Here is a 19,685-nt window from a genome sequence, read left to right as displayed (position 1 = left end):
TTCAATTCACAAAAGTCAAGTACAAAAATCATGTTAGATGCACTGGTAAAGCGTTTGCTAAATAAGGCAACCATCGTTTACAAAGCTTCCTTAACCCCTTCCGTTTATCATATCAGAATACAAAGCGACAGCATCAGGAAAGCGGACTTTGTGCCAGGGTACTTTCTAAGGATTGCAGTGGGTCTGGACAACGAAGAGCTATCCCGCAAAGATAAAATCAGAAGCTACACGGTCTGGGACATGGACCGTGCGAAGGGTACCATAGATCTGGCCATTGCAACGGATAGCAACGGACCGGGTGCGCAATGGGCAGCCCAATGCAAAGAAGGTGACCAACTGTATTTTGCCTGGCACAAAGGCAAGTTCCTGGTGGACGATACCGCAGACAGCTATCTGATGATTGGCGATTTATCTGCACTGGCGCACTTATATGAAATAAGGCGAAATCTTCCTGCGGATAAGACCGTCAAAAGCATCATTTACAATGACAGTATCCAGGATCTGTATCCAGATATAGATGGGGCCAAACCCTTTGCATTTACCCGGTTATCCCTTAATCCTACTTCTACCCTTATCCAACAGGTGGACGAGTTGCTCCCAGGAATGGAAGGTAAGAAAATGATTTACATCGCCGGGGACAGCAGGGTCTGTGTCGCCCTTACCCAATATTTCAGAAAAGAACTGCAATGGCCCAGCGCCCAGCTGAAGGTAAAGCCTTTCTGGAACCCTGAGAAAAAAGGGTTGGAATAAAGACTTTTCAGCCAATCACAATTAACCCAAACAATTGAAATTCCCTTATATGAAACGTAAGCAGCACCAGACAATCAAGCAAGAATTAGTGCGCTTGATATACACCAATAAAAAGATTACGCCAACTAAGCTATTATCCCAAAGCTTTGAGGAAATAGGTTTTGACACTGTTGATCTGGTAGACATTATTCTAGAGGTGGAAAAAGCCTATCATATCCATATTCCCGATGAGGTATCTTTAAACAAGGTAGATGATTTCGTCGCGTTCCTTTCTGCGCATACGCAAAGGACAGCTGCCTGAGTAGGTTTGACAGAACACTGGGGTGAGGATGATAGTTATCCAAAGCAAGAAAGCGAACACCCTTTTATTCCGGCTTTTAGTACAAACTTTCTATTTAATTAAACCTCCTTGTTCATTTTATATCCTACCCGGTTGTTTTCTTAACATACATCAAGGCACCCGGGTCAGGATTCCCCTAACTTTGCATCACTTACTCAAATACTAAAATCACCATGAAAGCAGCATACATTGAACAATACGGAGGCACTGAGGAAATCAAAGTAGTTACCGACTATACAAAGCCTGAGCCAGGTCCTGGCAAGGTGTTAGTGGAAGTAAAGGCGGTAAGCCTTAACCGGATTGACTCCATTTTACGCGCCGGTTATTTGCACCAGATGATGCCGATTACTTTTCCTTTCATCATTGCGGGAGACTTTGCCGGTGTCGTGTCGCAGGTGGGCGAAGGGGTTACCGGCCTGAACATAGGCGATGAAGTGTATGGACAGGCTGGTGCATTGCTAGGTGGCAGCGGCGCATTTGCAGAGTTCACCATAGCCCCAAGCGGTAACCTGGCAAAGAAACCTTCCTCTATCACCATGGCAGAGGCGGCTTCGCTTCCGCTGACCGCGGCCAGTGCGCTGCAGGCTATTGAAGAACACATTGCGCTACAGAGAGGGCAGAAGATACTTATTCACGGGGGGACGGGTGGTATTGGCTCCTTCGCCCTGCAACTGGCAAAGCATCATGGTGCGTATGTGGCCACAACCGTAGACGGCAAGTTCGCCTCACTGGCACAAGCGCTGGGGGCCGATGAAGTGATTGACTATAAAACACAGGATTTCACGACTATCATTAAAGAGTATGATGCCGTGCTGGTCACTTCTGCCGAGGCGGCGGCTGGCTCTTATGGCGTATTGAAGCAGGACGGCGTGCTGGTTTTGCTGGCGGGTACGGTAGACGAGAACATGGCAAAAGAGCAGGGTGTAACGGCTATCCAGCAAATGACCCAGGCAAACTCATTGCAACTGCAGCGAATAGCGCATTTAGTGGATAGCGGAGTCATGAAACCCTTGGTAGATAAAACATTCTCATTTAATGAAGCCCGGGAAGCTTATGATTACTTCGAGCAGGGTAATCCAAAAGGCAAGGTGGTGGTAACAATCGATTAAGGCATATTTTAACTTAAATGAAGACAGCGAACAGGAATATCTGTTCGCTGTCTTCATTTAGAAGGTTTACTAAGTAAAAACACCTGCAAACAGCTATCGCTTCTCTTAACAGCCTACCCAGTACATCTCTTTAGCCCGTTCGCCTTATCTCTTAACATACATCAAGGCGTAGGCTCCTCCACCACGGTACCTTTGTAGCACTAGAACGGTAAAAACAAACCTTTAAACCTCTACTAACATGTCAACGCACAGTGTAACCACCCAGAAGAATCCTTCAAAGGCATTAAACATCACTCTTTGGATTGCGCAGGTACTCTTGGCCGGCATGTTCCTGATGTCGGGCTTCATGAAAGTAGCCCAGCCAATTGACCAACTCTCACAGATGCTTCCTTGGGCCAGTCAGGTGCCTGCCGGACTGGTTCGGTTCATCGGGATAAGCGAAGTGTTGGGAGGCTTGGGTTTGATACTGCCTGCATTGCTTCGCATCAAACCTATCCTTACGGCCTGGGCCGCTTTGGGACTTGTGGTAGTGATGGTGCTTGCCTCTCTCTTCCACGCCTCAAGGGGCGAGTTCTCCGCCATCGGGATGAACGTAGTCCTGATCCTGTTGGCTGGTTTTGTTGCCTGGGGAAGGTTTAAGAAAGCCCCTATTCAACCAAGAGCTTAATCAAGGCTTTTCAAAAATACTAACTTGAAAACCTTACTTTTTCTAATCCTCTTTTTGCCGGCAGTTGTAGCGCAGGCACAAACCCACAAGGCGGAAAGCTATCCGGAAATGAACCGGCCGGATACGCTTTCGTCCACCTGTAATCGGGTGAATGCGGCCCTTGATACCTTAAAGTCAAGTCCCCAGGCAGAACGCTTAAACCTCTTCTTTACAGATCTGGCGGGTGGCTATAAGAAGGTTGGTAAAGTTAGTTTGGGCCCTCTGCCAAATGTGTATGCTAATAATGACATAGAAGGCCATCGGTTCAGGGTAGGGTTAAAAACCAACATAGACTTTAGCGATAAATGGGAACTGAGCGGCTACGGTGCCTACGGAACTAAGGATAAGGAACTGAAATACAGCGGTACGGTGCGGTATGTGTTTTCCCGTAAGAAGTGGAGCGAGATCGCCCTTACGCACAGCAGCGATATTCATAGAGGGGGTATTGTGTCGGAAAAATTCGGGAACATTCCGTTTTCGGCGGGGTACTCGTGGTTTCAAGATTTAAGCCTTCCCTTCTCCACCAAAGCTACCGGTGTCTATTTGCGGCGCGATGTTTTACCGGGCGTTACGCAGAGCGTAGGGGTAAGCAGCCGCCTGTTTAAGCCCTTGTACGATTTCGGGTATTACAGCGGAACTGGTGAGAACGCTAAACTGGTAGACAAGTTTAAGACGACGGAGATTTCCCTCACTACCCGCTATTCCAAAAAACAAACAGACGCCCAATCTGAAAACCACGCACCGGGCAACAGTACCTCTCCCGTTTATAATTTAAAATATACTTTAGGTTTATACAAAAGCTTAGCCGGGGGGGCTAACTACCAACGCATAGACATAGGCATAAGCCAACAGTTTGCAGCAGGCAGTTTGGGCAAAACTTTCTATCGCTTAGAGGCGGGCAAAATTATTTCTCCAGTGCCGTACCCGTTGCTGGAAATGCACAGCGGTAACGAAACGTTCTTTTACTATCAGCAAACCTTTAACCTGATGGATGTTTTTGAGTTTGCTAGTGACTCGTACGCTTCCCTGCATGTTGAACAACATTTTGAAGGGTTGCTTACTAACCGCTTGTCATTGATCCGAAAATTAGGTTGGCGGCTGCTGGCCACGGCCAATGTTTTATACGGGACTCTAAGTTCCGAAAACCGTGCTTTGTTGTCACCGGTTGGGGTAAATGGTACCCTGCAGCCTACTTACCGCACCCTGGAAAAGAAGCCCTATGTAGAGATGGGCTATGGCATCGAGAATATATTTGGCTTCCTGCGCGTGGATGCCATTCACCGCTTGACCTATCTGGACCAGCCCGGCACCAGCAAATTTGGAATAAAGTTTTCAGCTTCCATTGCGCATTAAGGATGTACTCTGAACTAGAACCTGCTTAGCATTTTTGCTTTTTTTAGTTTACGGATATGCTACACGTTTAAAGCCAGAAAATGTAGCACGAGTCAGTGCTGCGCCTTGGTTTCAAAGCGAATGAGCAAAGCCTTGAAGCTGTCGAGCCAGATTTTTCCCTGCTTGATGACATTCCTTCTTTTGAAGAGCTCCTGGCCAAAGTAAACGTACAGCTCTGCAGGTGTGCCGTTTCTGGGGTTAGATATAACTGCAGAATGGAGTCATGGACTCCAGTTGAGAAATCAACAAATAGAAACAGCGTGATATATCGGCAACGGTTTACTTTCTACAGGAATTCTGTAAAATGTAAGTACAAGCAAAGAAAACAATCTAACCATGCATAGAGCAGAATTTCTTAAGCTGATAAGTGTTCTTCCGCTGCTGAAAAAAGCGAAGGGAATAGAATTTTTGCTACAGCAACCTGGTATATTAAAACATACCCAAAGGATGCCGGTATTTTTTACTGGCCATATAGATACTGATTCTGAAAAGTTTCAACCGCTCTTGGAAAGTCTTAAATCATTAGGGTCTTCAGTTCAGCCCTCGGTGATCCTCGTAATCTCGGCGCATTGGCTTACCCTAGGAGAGACCTATGTTACCATCAATAAGCAGTTTAACGTTGCGGATTACCCATCTATTGGCTCTCCACAAACAGCTAAATATCTAGTTGAGAACACCCAGATCAAACCTTATGAATGGGAGCTTGATCATGGGGCTTGGATGGTACTTAAACACATAGCGCCTAATCGGGATATACCTGTTTTACAGTTGAGCATTGATATGGATCAACCCTTAGACTACCACTATAGGTTGGCAAGGCAACTCGCGCCTTTAAGGGATATGGGCGTCTTAATTATTGGCAGCGGAAATATAGTTCATAATTTAGAATTGTCAGCATTGAAGTTCTGGAGCGATAAACCTTACCAATGGGCGGTTGATTTTGACAAATGGGTAAAGGGGAAAATTGACGACCGTGATCTAAACAGTTTATTCAGGTACAATAACTTCGGGAAAGGAGTTAATCTAGCGGTACCCACTGCAGATCATTATCTGCCTTTATTGTATGTGCTAACATTGGCTAACAAGGGTGAAAATATAGAACATACGTATGAGGGTTTATTCAGAGGAATGAGTTTTAGATGCCTGCGGGTGGGTTAATATAATAAGAGATATAAGTAGATAATGCCAAACTAAGCGTTGGCCGCTCTCTGATAGGAAGCTAGCCATCAGCCACTTCATCAATCGGACCCCTCGCATAAGACAGCTCCAAGACTATCTGTTTATAAGAGTCATCAATTAAGAGTCATTAATGATACGCTTGCTCATAGTCTCTCCAATATAACAGTTTAGTCAAAACTGCCCTTCATCTTATCCTCCAATCCAAGGTAGCAACTCCAATATTACATAGCTTTCAAGTTAAGAGGGAAGCCTGCAACTAACGACATCCTATTCGATAACAAACTCCTGCTTTTTAGCCTAGACGCCTCTTTTCTTAACATACATCAAGGCGTACCCCTCAGAATCTCCCCAACTTTGTATCACAATACAAGAAAAACGAAACCTTAAAAATTAACTAAGATGTCAACTAACAGCATCACCCCAGCAAAAAATTCTTCAAAAGCATTGAACATCACTCTTTGGATCGCGCAGGTACTCTTGGCCGGCATGTTCCTGATGTCGGGCTTCATGAAAGTAGCCCAGCCTATTGACCAACTCTCACAGATGCTTCCTTGGGCCAGTCAGGTGCCTGCCGGACTGGTTCGGTTCATCGGGATAAGCGAAGTATTGGCTGGTGTAGGCCTAATATTGCCTGCCTTGCTTCGCATTAAACCCATCCTTACCGCCTGGGCGGCCCTGGGCCTTGTGGCGGTGATGGTGCTTGCCTCTCTTTTCCACGCCTCAAGGGGTGAGTTCTCCGCCATCGGGATGAACGTTGTCCTGATCCTGTTGGCTGGTTTCGTTGCCTGGGGAAGGTTTAAGAAAGCCCCTATTCAACCAAGAGCTTAATCAAGGGGTACAAAATAAGTTGAAGCATTTTTACGAAGAATTAGTATCCATACCTGCCTTTAGCGAGCGCAGTTTTATCCTGGAGAATAACACGTAAGGAATAAACCTTACATCATCAAAAATCAAAAAAGAATAAAATACTATGAAAATTGCCATCACAGGAGCGACCGGACAATTGGGTCGTTTAGTAGTAAACAAACTGAAAGAAAAAGTAGCCGCAGATACCATTATAGCCTTAGTTCGCACGCCGGAGAAAGCTGCAGACTTAGGCGTTGAAGCCCGCGAAGCAGATTATAGCAAACCTGAAACCCTTGAACCTGCACTAGCTGGGGTAGATACCCTGTTACTGATTTCAGGGAGTGAAATAGGTCAGCGTGAACAGCAGCACAAAAACGTGATCAATGCCGCAAAACAGGCTGGTGTGAAGAAGATCGTGTATACTAGCTTGCTGCACGCAGATACTACTTCCTTGAGCATTGCCAGTGAGCACGTAGCTACAGAAGCCGCCTTGAAAGAGTCCGGAATTTACTATACCATTCTTCGCAACGGTTGGTACAACGAAAACTACGCCATGTCTATTCCGGGTGCAGTTGCCGGTGGTGCCTTGATTGGGAGCGCAGGCGAAGGCAAAATTGCCTCCGCCACCCGTGCTGACTATGCCGAGGCCGCTGTTGTTGTTTTGACGAGCGAAGGACACGAAGGAAAAACCTATGAACTTGCCGGAGATGAGGCGTACACGCTGACTGACCTGGCCGCTGAAGTTTCAAAGCAGACCGGGAAAAACATCCCTTATAACAACATGCCGGAAGCGGAGTATGCAGGCGTATTGACCAGTTTCGGTATTGCGGAAGGTATGGCCCAGGCAATTGCCAGCTGGGACGTAGCCACCTCAAAAGGAGATTTGTTTAATGACAGCCGTCAGCTTTCCAGATTGATAGGCAGACCAACCACTCCGCTCTCTACCACTGTGGGTGAAATTCTTGAAGGAGTAGCCTAAGTTTATTATATCCCTTTACAGCATAGGCTACCCTAATAGCTTTTGTTGTAAAGGGATATGCTTTTTTTAGGATTTAGGATTGGACTGGGCCTTTGGTGTTCATGTGCATGCATTTGAAAGTTGCCCGCAAGGATGGCCTGAAACATTTTAGGAAGGAGCCTGTATTACAAAAGGTTCTTCAAGGCAGGCAGTTATATTCTTGAAAAGAAATAAATAATTCTGTTTAACATTCAAATTCAAAAATCATGGAAGAAAACAAAGCAAATGCTGGCCTGAATGAGACGTTGAAGCCCTTCACTGTAGAAGGTATCACCTGGCACGCCGTTACGCTGGAGGAGCCTCAGTTTACAGCTTACAAAAAAATGGCGTCTGACGTGATGGGCCTGTCGATCCTTTTTGAACAGGAAGGTGTGACTGTATACCAGTTTCCAAACGGAACATTACTGGAGTTGTACCTGCCAACTACTGTACCTGCCTATGGATATAACGGTTCGGTCGCCTTTGGCTTTCGGGTAAATGATATCGAGGCGGTTTCCGAAGCATTGGAAAAAGCTGGTTACAAAATGCTGGCAGACATTGTTCGGGTGCCAGAGATGAAATATGCTTACCGGCACTTCCAAGGCCCGGATGGCTTGGTGTATGGTTTGAACGAACAGAAATAGTTTGGGAACCTTTCCCAAACTAAACAAAGAACCCAATCTTTATGGACGCCGGTGAATCAACTTACCACGCGCCTACGAACCTGCGCATTGGGCATATCCATTTGAAGGTTTCTGACCTGGAGCGCGCTATTGCTTTTTACCGCGATGTAATGGGTTTTGACCTTTTGGTCAATCTGGGCAAGGCTGCTTTTCTTTCGGTGGGCGGCTACCATCATCATATTGCGCTGAACACCTGGCACAGCAAAGGCGCTGCCCCGGCTCCTAAAGATTCAGTGGGCTTGTTTCATTTTGCCTTAAACTACCCTACCCGTAAAGATCTTGCCAAAGCAGTGAAGCGGTTGGTGGAGAAGGATTATCCCATCACCGTTGCCTACGACCACACCACCCACCAAGCTGTTTACATCTCAGACCCTGACGGCAATGGCATTGAAATGGCCTGGGACAGAGACCCGAGTTACTGGACGGTTATGACAGATGGTAAACTCACTGCCATCAAAGCACAGGCATTAGACAGCAAGCTTGACCTGGATGCATTGCTACAGGAAGCCGAGTAGATTCTATTACAGAACATGATTTCTTCTGGTTATAGATGTACGCTCCTTACCTCTTTACCCTAAAGTTATACTAATGCCTACAGGCAAAAGCTGGAGGTAAAGTGATTAGTAATTCCTAACAAAGAACAATCATATCTATCAATGAAGTAAACTCCTATGGCAAGACAAGAAATCATTAGGTTATATCAGGGCAAAGCACCCGGGTCAGAGAATTGGGAATACCCAGAGAAAGAAGTGCAAGGCATGATTGGTGGCAATGTAACTACGGTTGTGATCAATGTGACCGATCCAACCCTTACGGCATTTATACCTGAGCAGGCCAACGGCACAGCCGTTATACTGGTGCCTGGTGGCGCATTTCACATGATTAGTTTTGAGGATGAAGGCACGGCAGTGGCAGAGCAGTTGCTGGCAAAAGGGATCACGGTTTTCATTCTGAAATACCGCCTGGTACAGTTTGACCCCGAAAATATGGCCAACGTACTGGGTCCTTTGCTGGGGACCGGCAACTTTGACCAACTAAAAGCTGTCAGTGCGCCTGTTTTGCCGCTTATGGCCCAAGACGGACTAACCGCAGTGAAGTATATTCGGGAGAATGCCGCTACTTATGGCCTTGATCCCCAGAAAATTGGCCTTATGGGATTTTCAGCGGGTGGGGCAGTTGCCATGTCGGTAATTTACCAAGCTATTGACGAGAACCGCCCTAACTTCATGGGTCCTATTTATTCGGCCCCCTGGTGGATTGGTTCTGACGTGCCTGCAGTGCAAACCCCTATCTTCATCATGGTTGCCAGTGATGACACCTATGGTTTCGCCCCAGTTAGTGTTGAACTGTACCTAAAATGGCTACAGGCAAAACAACCCGCTGAATTGCATGTGTATGAAAAAGGCGGGCATGGGTTTGGTGGCAAAAAACAGAACCTGCCGGTAGATACCTGGATTGAGCGTTTCGCAGAGTGGCTTACCTCCCATGGTTATTTGAATTAAGTTCTGCCTTCAAAAGCCTGTTCGTTGCTAATGATCGAATGGTTATTAGCAATGAACAGGCTTTCACTTTAAGCTTTCAGCAGGATCTTATTGCCTGATGGGTCAGAGACGAAGAACCCTTCTTCTTGCTTCTGCGCGGTTGGCAAGAATTGAAGGGCGGTTTTCAAGCGCTCAGGAGTATCAAATACAATGGTATAATAGCGCATTCCGGCGGTGCCTTCAGGTGCTTGCGGTTTATTTCTGCTGTTCCAGGCATTCACCGCAATGCGGTGACCGAAAGCGCCACCTGCGCTTAAGTCCATGATCCCCATCTCTGGAAGATACATGTTCTGCAGGAAGCCCAGGTTCTTGTAGAATTGATTTGCCGCCTCTGGATCAGATACGTACAGGTGCATGTGCCCAACCTTTGTATCATCTGGTAATGGCCGCTCTATATTCTGGTCTGGTAACGCTTTCAGAACAGCATCAACATCCAGCGGGGCCGATGGGCTACGTACGGTGCCGTCTCTATCAATTGCCCTGGCTCCGGTGTTGTTAATCTCCAATCTATCCAGCCGCTCAGGTGTCTCCAACGTGATTTCTACGGTAATACCATCCGGGTCTTCCATGTAAATGGCTTTAGACATGGTATGGTCTGTAGGCGCAATAGGATAGCGCTTTGCTATTAACCTTGCCAGCACCCTGGCAAATTCGCCCTCATTTGATGGATGAATCGCCAGGTGATAGATACCACTGTAGCCATTTTTAAATGGTGTTTTTGCAGATGGGTAAAGAACCACAAGCGTATTCTTATCTGTGCCCATTTCTGTATACTCCGCCGTCGTATTCCGCACCTTCATACCAATATTCTCTTTCCAGAAGGAAACGGAACGTTCAAGGTTGGTGACATTGAGATGGACGGCGCCAAAGGTTGCTAATTCCTGTGCCATGGTTTTCGTTTGAGGTGATAACGGTAAAGCAGAAGTGTTTGTTGACCAACGGCCCAATGCTCCCAGCGCTACCGTTGCTATCAGGCCTTTGAGAAATTCTTTTCGTTGCATTGCTTGTATGCTATTGCAGGGAGGGACCCTTTCTAGTGGTATCCCTGCCTTCTAAGACCAATTTATATTCTATGCAAATATGGGGGCTTAGTGAAAGTTCTCCCTTGATGTATGTTAAGAAAATTGAACCTATCTTTTTTGTGGAGAAACTATTAACAGAAACACTAGCAAACAATATTTACAGCAGACGTTGGGGAAGTGGTCTTACAGGTGATTTGGAAAACAGTTTTAGATTAAAGAAGTAATTTCACATACTTTGACAAGGTATATATGGTACTCAGCAGCTTATTTAAGATTATCTACATGATGATTGTCGAATAATCTTGTCTTTATATTTAACTAAAAGCCAATTAGGTAAAGTTTTATCTTAAAATTAGAAGCTAATCAATCTTAAATGTTAATAGCAGAAAAAGTAAGCATTGAAAGAATAGTGTCTGGCACCTGGAAGCACTTCGTCTTCAACCTGACTACCTGTATCATTACTTATTTAGTTTATCGGTATTTCTTCCATGTAGACATAGAACTTCCTTCTTTGATTCCTTCCGTTTTAGGTACTGCACTGGCCTTTTTCATTGGTTTTAACAACAACCAGGCCTATGACAGGTGGTGGGAAGGCCGGAAAATCTGGGGTACACTGATCAACAGTTCCCGAACCTGGGCCAGACAGATAGTTTATTTCCCTACTCACATGTCTGATACAGTAGGTAATGATTCTAAAATTAGAACGGCTGTGTACCGTCATCTAGCTTTTGTTTATGCTTTGAAACAATCTTTGAGAAAATCAACCTCAGATGAATACAAGAAATATCTCTCTCAAGAGGATATAACTGTAGTAGCATCTGAGTCAAACAAGGCGAATGCCATCTTAAACCTGCAAACAAGAGATTTAATTGAGCTTTACAGGACGAGTGTCATAGATGGGTTTCAGTTTTCTGAACTGAACAAAGTACTGATTAGCCTCTGCGATGAGATGGGAAAATCTGAAAGGATAGCCAATACCGTCTTCCCAACAACTTACAACTATTATACCCGTGTCTTTATCTGGATTTTCATTGTTCTTGTCACGCTGGTCACCGCCCAAACAATGGATTTTTGGTCTATTCTGGTAGGAACACTCATTGGCTATGTTTTCTTAACAACCCACAAGATCGGGCAGTTGCTCTTGAATCCTTTTCAGGAGACTCCTACCGGCATACCGCTGAACCACATTGCCAGAACAATTGAAATCAATCTGCTGCAAACCCTGCAGGAAAACGAGATTCCCAAGCCGGTAGAAAGCACCAATGGAGAGTATTTACTGTAAATACAGGCTTCTAAAGTATAAAAGCTCAAGCAAGACAAACCTGTTACTATATGATTTATGACGGAATCAGACCCTTTTTATAAATAGAGCACACTTATCTTACTTGGGATCATTCTCCTGGTTTATGTGCTTTATATGCTGGCGGATATTCTGGTGCCTATTGCCTTTTCGTTGCTCTTGGCTATGTTGCTGAATCCTTTAAACAAGCGCTTCCAGCGGAGGGGGATACCGAGTATACCATCCATTCTGCTCACCCTTTTTATTGCTAACGTGGTTCTGGGAGTAATCCTTTATCTGCTTTCGTCCCAGATTCTGCAGTTTGGGGAAATGTTACCAGCCCTCAGGCTGAAGTTCTCACAGATACTTACTGATGTCCAGGATTTTGCCGAAACCACGTTTGGGATTAGTATCCAGAAGCAAACGGAATTTTTGAAAGACGCGGCCAACAGCGGCAAGGCGTTGCTAGGAAGAACAGTGACCAGCGTTCTGGGTACTTTCAGCCTGCTGTTCCTGATTCCTGTGTACATTTTCCTTTTCCTGCTGTACAAGCCCTTAATCTTGAACTTCCTTTTTGAGGTTTTCTCTTCCCGCAATACCCGCCACGTGGCCGAGATCTTGCACGAGACGAAGTCGGCCATTCAAAGCTATATCATAGGTTTGCTCATTGAAGCCTCTATTGTGGCGTTCCTGAACTCAGTGGCTCTCATTATTATAGGGGTTCCTTATGCTATTCTTCTGGGCAGTATAGGTGCCATCCTGAACATGATCCCCTATGTGGGTGGAGTTGTCGCGATTGCCTTGCCTGTTCTTATGGCGACTGTGACCTTGGATGGGTATACCACCCAGTTAGCTATTGTGGGGGCTTATCTCCTCATCCAGTTTATAGACAACAATGTGTTGGTACCCAAAGTGGTATCCTCTAAGGTACAATTGAATGCTTTGGTTTCTGTATTGGGGGTTCTTCTGGGAAATGCCCTTTGGGGCGTCTCAGGCATGTTCCTGTCCATCCCTTTTATGGCTGTAATCAAAATTATCTTTGACCGAATTGATACCCTTAAGCCCTGGGGCAAGCTGCTTGGTGACCAGATCCCTGACAGCTACCCTGGGCAGGGAAGACCCGCTCCACAGCCTACTACCCCTGACGCTCCATTAGAGTAAACATCTTCCTGTCCTACTGCTCGTTTGCCAGTTGTTTAGGATAGTAATGTTTGATCATAGGTTTATCAGTAATTCTCGTATGTTGGCAGAAGCTCGGCTACAGGTACATCTTCAGCCCTAATGCCAGGTTGAAGATCTTCCCCGGGCTCAGGTATTTGGGATTGGTGATGTAAGAGATCAGATATTCCCCCATGGTACCTACTTCATAGTACCCGGCAAACTTTCTGGCCTTCTCTATCCCGTTTAACTTGACTTGGCCCCCAGCAAATAAATAGATGTTCAAAGCGGTAGAGAAGCGGTAATAAGAATTTGGGTAGCGGCTCAGGTACCGCTCAGACGCAAAATACTCGTCGCCGAACGTGTACCCTACCTGGGCTCCAAAGGTGAGGGGTTTCCAGTCTATGGCTTTCCACTTTACAGACCGGTAAGGCAAAAACGTGGACTTAATAGCTACGGTGAAAATATCATCACCCCCTACTTTTTTGGGCAAGTAGCCCAGAGATATATCGGTATCTAACCTGCTGTTAAACGATTGCCGCCCCACCCCTACGGATAGCAAGCCGATGCTTCCTGCAAACTGGGTCTTGAGGTAGTAAGGTGAACTACTGGTAACTGAGTCTTTGGGAGCTTCCTGACCGTAGACCTCTCCGGTGGCAAAACTTCCCGCTAAGGACAGGGCTAAGTAAAGGATTATCTTTTTCATGTTAATACTCTACCCTTTCCAATGCATAACCACCTTGCCACAATTTAAGGTACGTAAAGCCCCTGTTCTTCACGGTGGTGGTTACATGGTATAAAATAGGGTCATTATATTTTTTCTCGGTTTCCCACCCGTGGCGGTGGCCATGGAGGCTCAAGGACACCAGCTGGCTTTTGGCCAGTGTTTCGTGGTAGGGTTTCTCCAGTTTGGTGTCAAAGTCTCCGTCAAAGGGTGGAACATGCGAAAGGACTACTGCCTGTTGCCAGGTAGCGTCTGGGGTGCGCACCAGTTCTGCTTCCAGCCACTCGAGGTTTGGTACATTTCCACTAAAGCCTTCTTCCCGACCATTGGTGTCCAGTAAAACAAACTTGGTGTGCCCGTACACAAAAGAATAGTTGAACTCCCCAAACATCTGCCGGTACACCTTCCGTCCGTTGCCCAGCATGTCGTGGTTTCCTATCACGGTGAGATAGGGCCATTTCAATTCCTGCATGATGTCGTGCACCCACCGGTACTCCTGTGACATGCCAAAATCAGAGATATCCCCTAAATGCAGCACGAAGTCTATGTCTTTAAAGGAATTTGCCTTGTCCACAAAATCCTGCGTGGCATCATAGAACCGCTGGGTATCGCCCATCAAAAGAAGTCGCAACGTGTCTTTAGAAGATTGCTGCCGGATGCGAGCCAGGTTCTTTTCGGTCAGGTCTTGTTCGCTTTCCTTCAGGATGATCTGGTTGGGATGGTACTCAAAAACGCCGTCGCAGGAGTACAAGAATTGAGTAAGGAGGAAGAGAAAAAGTAGATTTTTACCCATGATCTATTTGAGTGAAAGTAAAGTAAAAGCAAGAATCATCAATTTATCTCCGCAAAGCGTTTTGAGGGTACCTTTTGAAAAAGCACCTTAAAATGTCACGGAGTTTGCCTTATAAAACAGATGGTAATGCACCCGAGACAAATGCAGTTTCTATTCTAATGCTTTTATGAACCTGTTCACCAACCGGTAAATGCGGCCTTTTCTAGCCATTAAAAAATGAAACAAAGCAATGCCGGTAGAGGCACACAGGATCCCGAAGAGTACATCTAGGATATAATGGTGCGACGTGTAGACGGCTGCAAACCAGATCCCCAACATGATGGTAGCAAATAACAGGTTCACCCATTTCAATCGGTTTTTGATACCATAGTAAAACACGATTAAGGGGTACGCAGAGTGCAAAGACGGCATGGCCGCAAACACGTTGGAAGCCTTAGCATACATGCCCCGGAACAGCTCAATCCCGAAGAATGCATCAAAGCGGCTCAGTCCGGCGGTGTTGCCCGGCGTACCGGCAAGAAAGTCAAACCCGTACTGTTGCACGTACCAAGGTGGCGCGGCAGGGTATAGATAGTAGATGACAAACCCCAGGATGTTCACCAGCAAAAAGGTGAGGGAGAAGTACGTAAACTGCGTGCGGTTCTTAAAGAAAAGATACGCCGCAAAACCCATGGGTACCGGTACCCAGGAAAGGTAGAAAAGCCCAGATGCTATATCCAGAGACGTAAGCGGGTGCCGGCGCCAGTATTCATTGGGCGTTACTAGAACCCCGTCAGAAACTACCCCAAAAAGCGCTTTTTCTGCCTCGTACAGATCTTTGATGTGCACGGCATTAAACCAGTAATTGGGGAATGCCCGCATGTAATCAAACAACACCCAGAACACAATGAAAATGGTGAACCCCAGCGCAAACTTTCTGGTAATTGGTGACAGGTAATACAAACTATTGAACAGGCCCACCAACAACAGTTGCTCCGGCTTAAACCCGATCAAGACAAACGAGAGCAGCAAATATCCCAGGGAGATGGCTGTCACCCAGAGGGCCGCTTTCATTGAAGCTGCAGCTTTTCTTTCAGCTACGGTAGAGGTAGTACTCATTCTAGTTATTCTATTTACTGCGCCAAAGCTTTTATTCATCTTCGAAGATGAACTGCATCGCTACAGTAGATTTAGCTGTTGTTGTATTTGCTGAGGATTGAGTTTCTGAGGTGTTTTTGAAAAAAGAGAATAAAAACAAAAAAGATGCTTACGCCTTTAAGAATTAAGGCTTAAACCGTTCCAGAACAACCTTCCCGGTGGCTGGCTCTATCCCGTTGAACTCAGCGAAGACCACATTGGGCACCCAGAAAGAGCCGCCTTCAATGCGCACGAAAACACGGGTTAGAATGGCCTGCTTGTTGTGGATGGGGGCGTACACGTGGTATTTGCCATCAACACCTTTCTGAAGATAAAGGGTGCGCTTGCCGTAGGAGACAAACTTCAGCTCGTATTTCTCCGCACTGATTTTCTTCACGTGGAGCCCGTAGGCAAACTTCCGCTGGATGTAATTCAAGCTCTTTTTCCCTTCGCCGTCTGCGTAGCGGAGCCAGTATATCTTCATTGGCTCTTCTGCGTCCAAGACTCCCTTGCTGTTTAGGTTCAGCTCATACACAACGGTGTTAATGTTAGGGTCGCGCTGCACATAAAACAGCAGGTTGGCAATGCCTTTGGGCACGGGCAACACCTGCTGGGTATTGGTTTTCACCGTTTCCTGCGCCTGCACCGGAGTAATCCCGGCTCCTAGCCAAGTGGCAACCGCTAAAAGAAGTATGAAGAGAGACTGTTGCATACCGTAACTGCTTATTTCTTAAGTACGGCGTCTTTTTGCTCCAAGGCATTCTTAGCCTCCAATAACCGGTTAAAAGCAGTGATGTTTGTTAAGACTGCCAGTACGGCTAATGGGAACGTGAACACCGACATGGTCTCAAACACCAGAATGTGGGTACCCGGGAAAAATAATTTGAAATCACCGCCAATCCAAGCGGCAAGTATTCCGCACAGCATAGAGGACAGGCCAATCAGTACCACCCGTTCCGGGCGTTGCATCAGGCCACCCTTGCACTCCACCCCTAATCCCTCAGCGCGGGCGCGGGTATAACTCACCATCATAGAGCCAATCAAGGCAATAAAGGCCAGCAAAGAACTGAGGAAGTAATGATGCGCAATGAGGTAATAGCAGATGCCCAGGAACATAAGCAACTCGCTGTACCGGTCCACCACAGAGTCAAACAATGCCCCGTAGGAGGAACTCATCTTCCCGATGCGGGCTACCTGGCCGTCCAGCATATCAAACAAACCGGCAAACAGAATCAGAAAACCAGCCCAACCCACATAACTTAAATCGCCACGGTTGCCTTGCTCTCCGCCTAATATGAAAATCACCGCCACTCCCAGGTTCAACAGAAAACCAGTAATGGTTACCGTGTTGGGCGTGAACCCCACTGAGATGATAAATCTTACAAAGGGGTCAATAATCTTGTAGATACCTTGTTGCAAGGTGTCTCTGAGGGTGTTTTTACCCAGGGTACTCTCCATATTACTGCTCCTTAAAAATCAAATTTGAACCTGCCTCTTATGCCTACTTTGGATACCCCGGGATTGTCCAGGTAGGTAAGTCGTTTCACCACATCTACCCGGAAGAACTTGAACAGATTCCCCACGCCTACACTGGCTTCTACGTATGGCATTTTATCCAGAGAATACGTGGTAGGCAAACCGGTGGAATAAGCCGGGAAAGCCAGCAACTCAGGGTTATTAGCAGGGTTGTTCTCTTCCCGCACCTTGCCATAAAGTACTTTCACCGTGGCGAACTCACGCAATTTGGTATGCTTGATTAAGGGCAGCTTGTTGAAGATGAACCCGTTGAAGTTATGGTCAATGTTGATGCTGGCATACTGGTCACTCACAAACTCCAGGAAGTTCATAAGGTTGTACCCCTGAATCTGGTAGGAGTAACTCTGGTTGGCCCGATGGATGGACAGCAACGGGAAAGGTACCTGCCCAAAGATGTAGCCACCCTCGGCGATCACTTCGGAGAACCCGAACTGGGACAGGTAAAAGCGCTTGGAGGCGTTCAAGGTAAGGCTTTGGTAATCATACTCTCCACCAAAAAGGCCTTTTACCCCGGCTGCTGCCCTAAGCGTAAATACCGGATATTTGTTCACAATAGGGAAACGATACAGCTTGCCCTGCACAAACTCTTCCTTAGGTGCCCAACGCAGCTCTAACCGCACCTCAGAGGTGGTGATGTCCTCCACCCTTTCCGGGGCTGTTGCCGGCGTACCCTCAATCGGGAACGGGTCACCTACCTTGAGGTACTCCAAGCTTCCAGCCGGGGTTTGTTTCCAATTTTTGAACCCAACCCTGAAAGAAAAATGGTTTTGGAACTCGTGCAGGTAGTCAATGTTGTACGTCTCGTTGTAAAGCCACTTATCATTCGTGCCCCGCTTGAACGACAGCAGGAAGTTGTCTTCCTGCACGAACTGCAGGTCCTGGCCCGGGATTTTGGTGTCTTTTTGGTAATTCACCCGCAAAGCTCGCACCGGGAACTGAAAGATGGAGCGGTCAGTAAAGGAGTAGGTTCCGCCCAGGTAGTACTTCCACTTCTCGTCCTTAAACCCGTAAGCGGCGTAGGTCTCAAACATCATCTTCTTGCTGAAGGTGGTGGTGGTCCTCCCCCCTGCCCGCAACCGGAACCCTTCCACGGGGTTGAAGCTATAGAAAGTGTTCACTGGTCCAATCTCCACGTATTTGCCGGCGTGCTTGTAGCCCGCAATGAAGAGGGTGGCAATGTCCAGGGTTCTTTTGAAAGACTTGGTGTTTCTCAGGCTGTCAATGCTCTGGTAGGTGTTGGCCTGCGATGCCGAAAGACTGTCATGGCGGTTCACGGCCCAGTACGCCTCATCCTGCTGCACTGCTTCTGGAGCCTTGGCGATGGTTTCTCCCTCGTAGAAACTATCGGGTTGCGGTTGGTTCACGCGGTAGTCTTTGTAAGAGACGGTGCGCTCGCCGTACACGCCGCCTTTGCTATTGTCCACCACTGCAAACTCAGTTTTCATGGTGCTCTTGCTCAGGTTGTAGCGGCCGTTCTCCAGGCGCTCAAAGTCCAGGTTGATGTTCAGGGCCCGCACCCAGTTGATGTTCACTTTCTTGCCTACCTCCATGTCCACCTTCTGCACGGCGTAGTTGCCGTCCGTTGTTACGTAGAGCTTGCCGGTGAACAGGAAGTCGGTCTCGTTTTTGGGGCTGAAGGAAAGCTCCGTCAGTTTCTGGCCATCTACTACCACGGTATCGGTGATGTAGTAGCGGTAAAAGGTAGGCGCCAGGTCCGCAATGGGGCTCAGGAACTGGTTGGTCAAAATGGCGATGTTGTTCTTGTAGATGTCAATGTCCTGGTACATGTGCTTCACGTAGGAATTGATCACCACAAACTCCCCAAAGTCCACCTTCTTTTCGGCCTGCACTAGGGTTCTCTTCTTTTCAGGGTCTTTTCTGTAAAACTGCCCCGAAATAGTCTCCTGCATGTACAAGGGAAGGATAGCGGTACCGGCCAAGGTGGTGGTGTCTATGTTCTTCATGATGAAGTCATATTTCCTGAACAGGATGTTGTTCCGCAATTTCTCCGGGGTGTTGCTCAAGGCCAGTTGCAGTTTGTCGTATTGTTGGTACTGCACGTAGTCGTAGCTCTCTAAGCGGTTATTTTTCTTGTGGTCCACCACCAACCTGATCAAGTCCACCGCCGGATTGTTTTTGTTGCTGTAATTCTTGCTGCGGCCCTTGATGACGACCTCGTTCAGCTTTTTGGCGTCGCTTTCCATGCGCACGTTCAAGACCTTTGTCTCACCGGGGGTAACCTCAACCGTCTTAGATTTATAGCCCAGGTAGGTGAACTGAATCTTTGTGATGGCCTGGGTTGTTCTGAGGGAATAATTCCCCTCTATATCTGAGGTGGCGCCCAAGGTGGTGCCCGGAACAAAAATAGAAACCCCAATCAGCGGCTCGTTGGTTAAGGCGTCTTTGATGGTACCCCTTACGGTGGTGGAACTCTGTGCCTGCACCGGATTGAAATTCATTCCAATGGCGAGAAAGGCCAAGCAGCAAACCAGTATTTGCATAAATGGTGCAAAT

20 protein-coding genes are annotated in these 19,685 nt (G+C 46.9%); 13 read left to right on the top strand and 7 right to left on the bottom strand.

Features of this window, described 5'->3' with window-relative positions; all coding sequences use genetic code 11:
* The first annotated feature begins 30 nt into the window (after positions 1-30).
* The 11 genes from ACW9SV_RS18610 to ACW9SV_RS18560 all read left to right on the top strand — a co-directional run bounded on the left by ACW9SV_RS18610 (position 31) and on the right by ACW9SV_RS18560 (position 9,504).
* Positions 31-750 carry a siderophore-interacting protein gene (locus tag ACW9SV_RS18610; RefSeq protein ID WP_479558272.1) on the top strand — a complete coding sequence of 240 codons (720 nt, stop codon included), beginning with the start codon at positions 31-33 and terminating at the stop codon, positions 748-750.
* A 49-nt stretch (positions 751-799) separates the two neighbouring features.
* Entirely contained in the window at positions 800-1,051 is a 252-nt protein-coding gene (locus ACW9SV_RS18605; protein WP_479558271.1) for an acyl carrier protein, read from the top strand.
* A 212-nt stretch (positions 1,052-1,263) separates the two neighbouring features.
* The gene (locus ACW9SV_RS18600; protein WP_479558270.1) at positions 1,264-2,199 is read left to right on the top strand and encodes an NADP-dependent oxidoreductase; all 936 of its coding nucleotides are present in this window, start codon (positions 1,264-1,266) and stop codon (positions 2,197-2,199) included.
* Positions 2,200-2,437: 238 nt separating this feature from the next.
* Positions 2,438-2,866 (top strand): DoxX family protein, encoded by a 429-nt coding sequence (locus ACW9SV_RS18595; protein ID WP_479558269.1) that lies wholly within the window; start codon positions 2,438-2,440, stop codon positions 2,864-2,866.
* Between the two features lie 24 nt (positions 2,867-2,890).
* Positions 2,891-4,258, top strand: a complete 1,368-nt coding sequence (locus tag ACW9SV_RS18590) for a DUF5686 family protein (protein WP_479558268.1) — start codon at positions 2,891-2,893, stop codon at positions 4,256-4,258.
* A 375-nt stretch (positions 4,259-4,633) separates the two neighbouring features.
* Positions 4,634-5,455 (top strand): dioxygenase family protein, encoded by an 822-nt coding sequence (locus ACW9SV_RS18585; RefSeq protein ID WP_479558267.1) that lies wholly within the window; start codon positions 4,634-4,636, stop codon positions 5,453-5,455.
* A 465-nt stretch (positions 5,456-5,920) separates the two neighbouring features.
* Complete coding sequence (locus tag ACW9SV_RS18580) at positions 5,921-6,304, top strand: DoxX family protein (RefSeq protein ID WP_479558266.1); 384 nt, start codon at positions 5,921-5,923, stop codon at positions 6,302-6,304.
* 142 nt (positions 6,305-6,446) lie between these two features.
* On the top strand, positions 6,447-7,301 hold the full coding sequence (locus ACW9SV_RS18575) for an SDR family oxidoreductase (RefSeq protein ID WP_479558265.1): 855 nt from the start codon (positions 6,447-6,449) through the stop codon (positions 7,299-7,301).
* Positions 7,302-7,546: 245 nt separating this feature from the next.
* The gene (locus tag ACW9SV_RS18570; RefSeq protein WP_479558264.1) at positions 7,547-7,963 is read left to right on the top strand and encodes a VOC family protein; all 417 of its coding nucleotides are present in this window, start codon (positions 7,547-7,549) and stop codon (positions 7,961-7,963) included.
* Positions 7,964-8,004: 41 nt separating this feature from the next.
* The gene (locus ACW9SV_RS18565) at positions 8,005-8,517 is read left to right on the top strand and encodes a VOC family protein (protein WP_479558263.1); all 513 of its coding nucleotides are present in this window, start codon (positions 8,005-8,007) and stop codon (positions 8,515-8,517) included.
* A 156-nt stretch (positions 8,518-8,673) separates the two neighbouring features.
* Positions 8,674-9,504 carry an alpha/beta hydrolase gene (locus tag ACW9SV_RS18560; RefSeq protein WP_479558262.1) on the top strand — a complete coding sequence of 277 codons (831 nt, stop codon included), beginning with the start codon at positions 8,674-8,676 and terminating at the stop codon, positions 9,502-9,504.
* A gap of 68 nt (positions 9,505-9,572) precedes the next feature.
* Here the strand turns inward: ACW9SV_RS18560 and ACW9SV_RS18555 are convergent, their stop codons facing one another.
* Positions 9,573-10,433, bottom strand: coding sequence for a VOC family protein (locus ACW9SV_RS18555; protein WP_479558261.1), 861 nt, complete (start codon positions 10,431-10,433; stop codon positions 9,573-9,575).
* Positions 10,434-10,938: 505 nt separating this feature from the next.
* Between ACW9SV_RS18555 and ACW9SV_RS18550 the strand changes: the two genes are divergently transcribed.
* On the top strand, positions 10,939-11,847 hold the full coding sequence (locus tag ACW9SV_RS18550; RefSeq protein WP_479558260.1) for a bestrophin family protein: 909 nt from the start codon (positions 10,939-10,941) through the stop codon (positions 11,845-11,847).
* Positions 11,848-11,943: 96 nt separating this feature from the next.
* On the top strand, positions 11,944-13,005 hold the full coding sequence (locus ACW9SV_RS18545; protein WP_479558459.1) for an AI-2E family transporter: 1,062 nt from the start codon (positions 11,944-11,946) through the stop codon (positions 13,003-13,005).
* Between the two features lie 97 nt (positions 13,006-13,102).
* On the opposite strand, the gene ACW9SV_RS18540 is transcribed toward ACW9SV_RS18545, so the two are convergent.
* From ACW9SV_RS18540 to ACW9SV_RS18515, 6 genes are all read right to left on the bottom strand, one after another.
* Entirely contained in the window at positions 13,103-13,708 is a 606-nt protein-coding gene (locus ACW9SV_RS18540) for a hypothetical protein (protein ID WP_479558259.1), read from the bottom strand.
* Between the two features lies 1 nt (position 13,709).
* Positions 13,710-14,519 (bottom strand): metallophosphoesterase family protein, encoded by an 810-nt coding sequence (locus tag ACW9SV_RS18535; RefSeq protein WP_479558258.1) that lies wholly within the window; start codon positions 14,517-14,519, stop codon positions 13,710-13,712.
* 150 nt (positions 14,520-14,669) lie between these two features.
* Entirely contained in the window at positions 14,670-15,572 is a 903-nt protein-coding gene (locus tag ACW9SV_RS18530; protein ID WP_479558257.1) for a phosphatase PAP2 family protein, read from the bottom strand.
* A gap of 208 nt (positions 15,573-15,780) precedes the next feature.
* On the bottom strand, positions 15,781-16,347 hold the full coding sequence (locus ACW9SV_RS18525; RefSeq protein WP_479558256.1) for a DUF4833 domain-containing protein: 567 nt from the start codon (positions 16,345-16,347) through the stop codon (positions 15,781-15,783).
* 11 nt (positions 16,348-16,358) lie between these two features.
* Complete coding sequence (locus ACW9SV_RS18520; RefSeq protein ID WP_479558255.1) at positions 16,359-17,093, bottom strand: CDP-alcohol phosphatidyltransferase family protein; 735 nt, start codon at positions 17,091-17,093, stop codon at positions 16,359-16,361.
* A gap of 11 nt (positions 17,094-17,104) precedes the next feature.
* Complete coding sequence (locus ACW9SV_RS18515) at positions 17,105-19,672, bottom strand: DUF5686 and carboxypeptidase-like regulatory domain-containing protein (RefSeq protein ID WP_479558254.1); 2,568 nt, start codon at positions 19,670-19,672, stop codon at positions 17,105-17,107.
* Positions 19,673-19,685: the final 13 nt, after the last annotated feature.

The sequence above is a fragment of the Rufibacter sp. JT20002 genome, assembly GCF_056491185.1.
The sequence above is the reverse complement of the archived record's forward strand: the minus strand, read 5'-3'. Positions and strand labels throughout refer to the sequence as shown.

What these genes read in the sequence shown, in the direction of transcription:
- ACW9SV_RS18610 (WP_479558272.1), top strand. Translation starts at nt 31, where the DNA reads ATGTTAGATGCACTGGTAAAGCGTTTGCTAAATAAGGCAACCATCGTT.
- ACW9SV_RS18605 (WP_479558271.1), top strand. Translation starts at nt 800, where the DNA reads ATGAAACGTAAGCAGCACCAGACAATCAAGCAAGAATTAGTGCGCTTG.
- ACW9SV_RS18600 (WP_479558270.1), top strand. Translation starts at nt 1,264, where the DNA reads ATGAAAGCAGCATACATTGAACAATACGGAGGCACTGAGGAAATCAAA.
- ACW9SV_RS18595 (WP_479558269.1), top strand. Translation starts at nt 2,438, where the DNA reads ATGTCAACGCACAGTGTAACCACCCAGAAGAATCCTTCAAAGGCATTA.
- ACW9SV_RS18585 (WP_479558267.1), top strand. Translation starts at nt 4,634, where the DNA reads ATGCATAGAGCAGAATTTCTTAAGCTGATAAGTGTTCTTCCGCTGCTG.
- ACW9SV_RS18575 (WP_479558265.1), top strand. Translation starts at nt 6,447, where the DNA reads ATGAAAATTGCCATCACAGGAGCGACCGGACAATTGGGTCGTTTAGTA.
- ACW9SV_RS18570 (WP_479558264.1), top strand. Translation starts at nt 7,547, where the DNA reads ATGGAAGAAAACAAAGCAAATGCTGGCCTGAATGAGACGTTGAAGCCC.
- ACW9SV_RS18565 (WP_479558263.1), top strand. Translation starts at nt 8,005, where the DNA reads ATGGACGCCGGTGAATCAACTTACCACGCGCCTACGAACCTGCGCATT.
- ACW9SV_RS18560 (WP_479558262.1), top strand. Translation starts at nt 8,674, where the DNA reads ATGGCAAGACAAGAAATCATTAGGTTATATCAGGGCAAAGCACCCGGG.
- ACW9SV_RS18555 (WP_479558261.1), bottom strand. Translation starts at nt 10,433, where the DNA reads ATGGCACAGGAATTAGCAACCTTTGGCGCCGTCCATCTCAATGTCACC.
- ACW9SV_RS18550 (WP_479558260.1), top strand. Translation starts at nt 10,939, where the DNA reads ATGTTAATAGCAGAAAAAGTAAGCATTGAAAGAATAGTGTCTGGCACC.
- ACW9SV_RS18540 (WP_479558259.1), bottom strand. Translation starts at nt 13,708, where the DNA reads ATGAAAAAGATAATCCTTTACTTAGCCCTGTCCTTAGCGGGAAGTTTT.
- ACW9SV_RS18535 (WP_479558258.1), bottom strand. Translation starts at nt 14,519, where the DNA reads ATGGGTAAAAATCTACTTTTTCTCTTCCTCCTTACTCAATTCTTGTAC.
- ACW9SV_RS18530 (WP_479558257.1), bottom strand. Translation starts at nt 15,572, where the DNA reads ATGAAAGCGGCCCTCTGGGTGACAGCCATCTCCCTGGGATATTTGCTG.
- ACW9SV_RS18525 (WP_479558256.1), bottom strand. Translation starts at nt 16,347, where the DNA reads ATGCAACAGTCTCTCTTCATACTTCTTTTAGCGGTTGCCACTTGGCTA.
- ACW9SV_RS18520 (WP_479558255.1), bottom strand. Translation starts at nt 17,093, where the DNA reads ATGGAGAGTACCCTGGGTAAAAACACCCTCAGAGACACCTTGCAACAA.
- ACW9SV_RS18515 (WP_479558254.1), bottom strand. Translation starts at nt 19,672, where the DNA reads ATGCAAATACTGGTTTGCTGCTTGGCCTTTCTCGCCATTGGAATGAAT.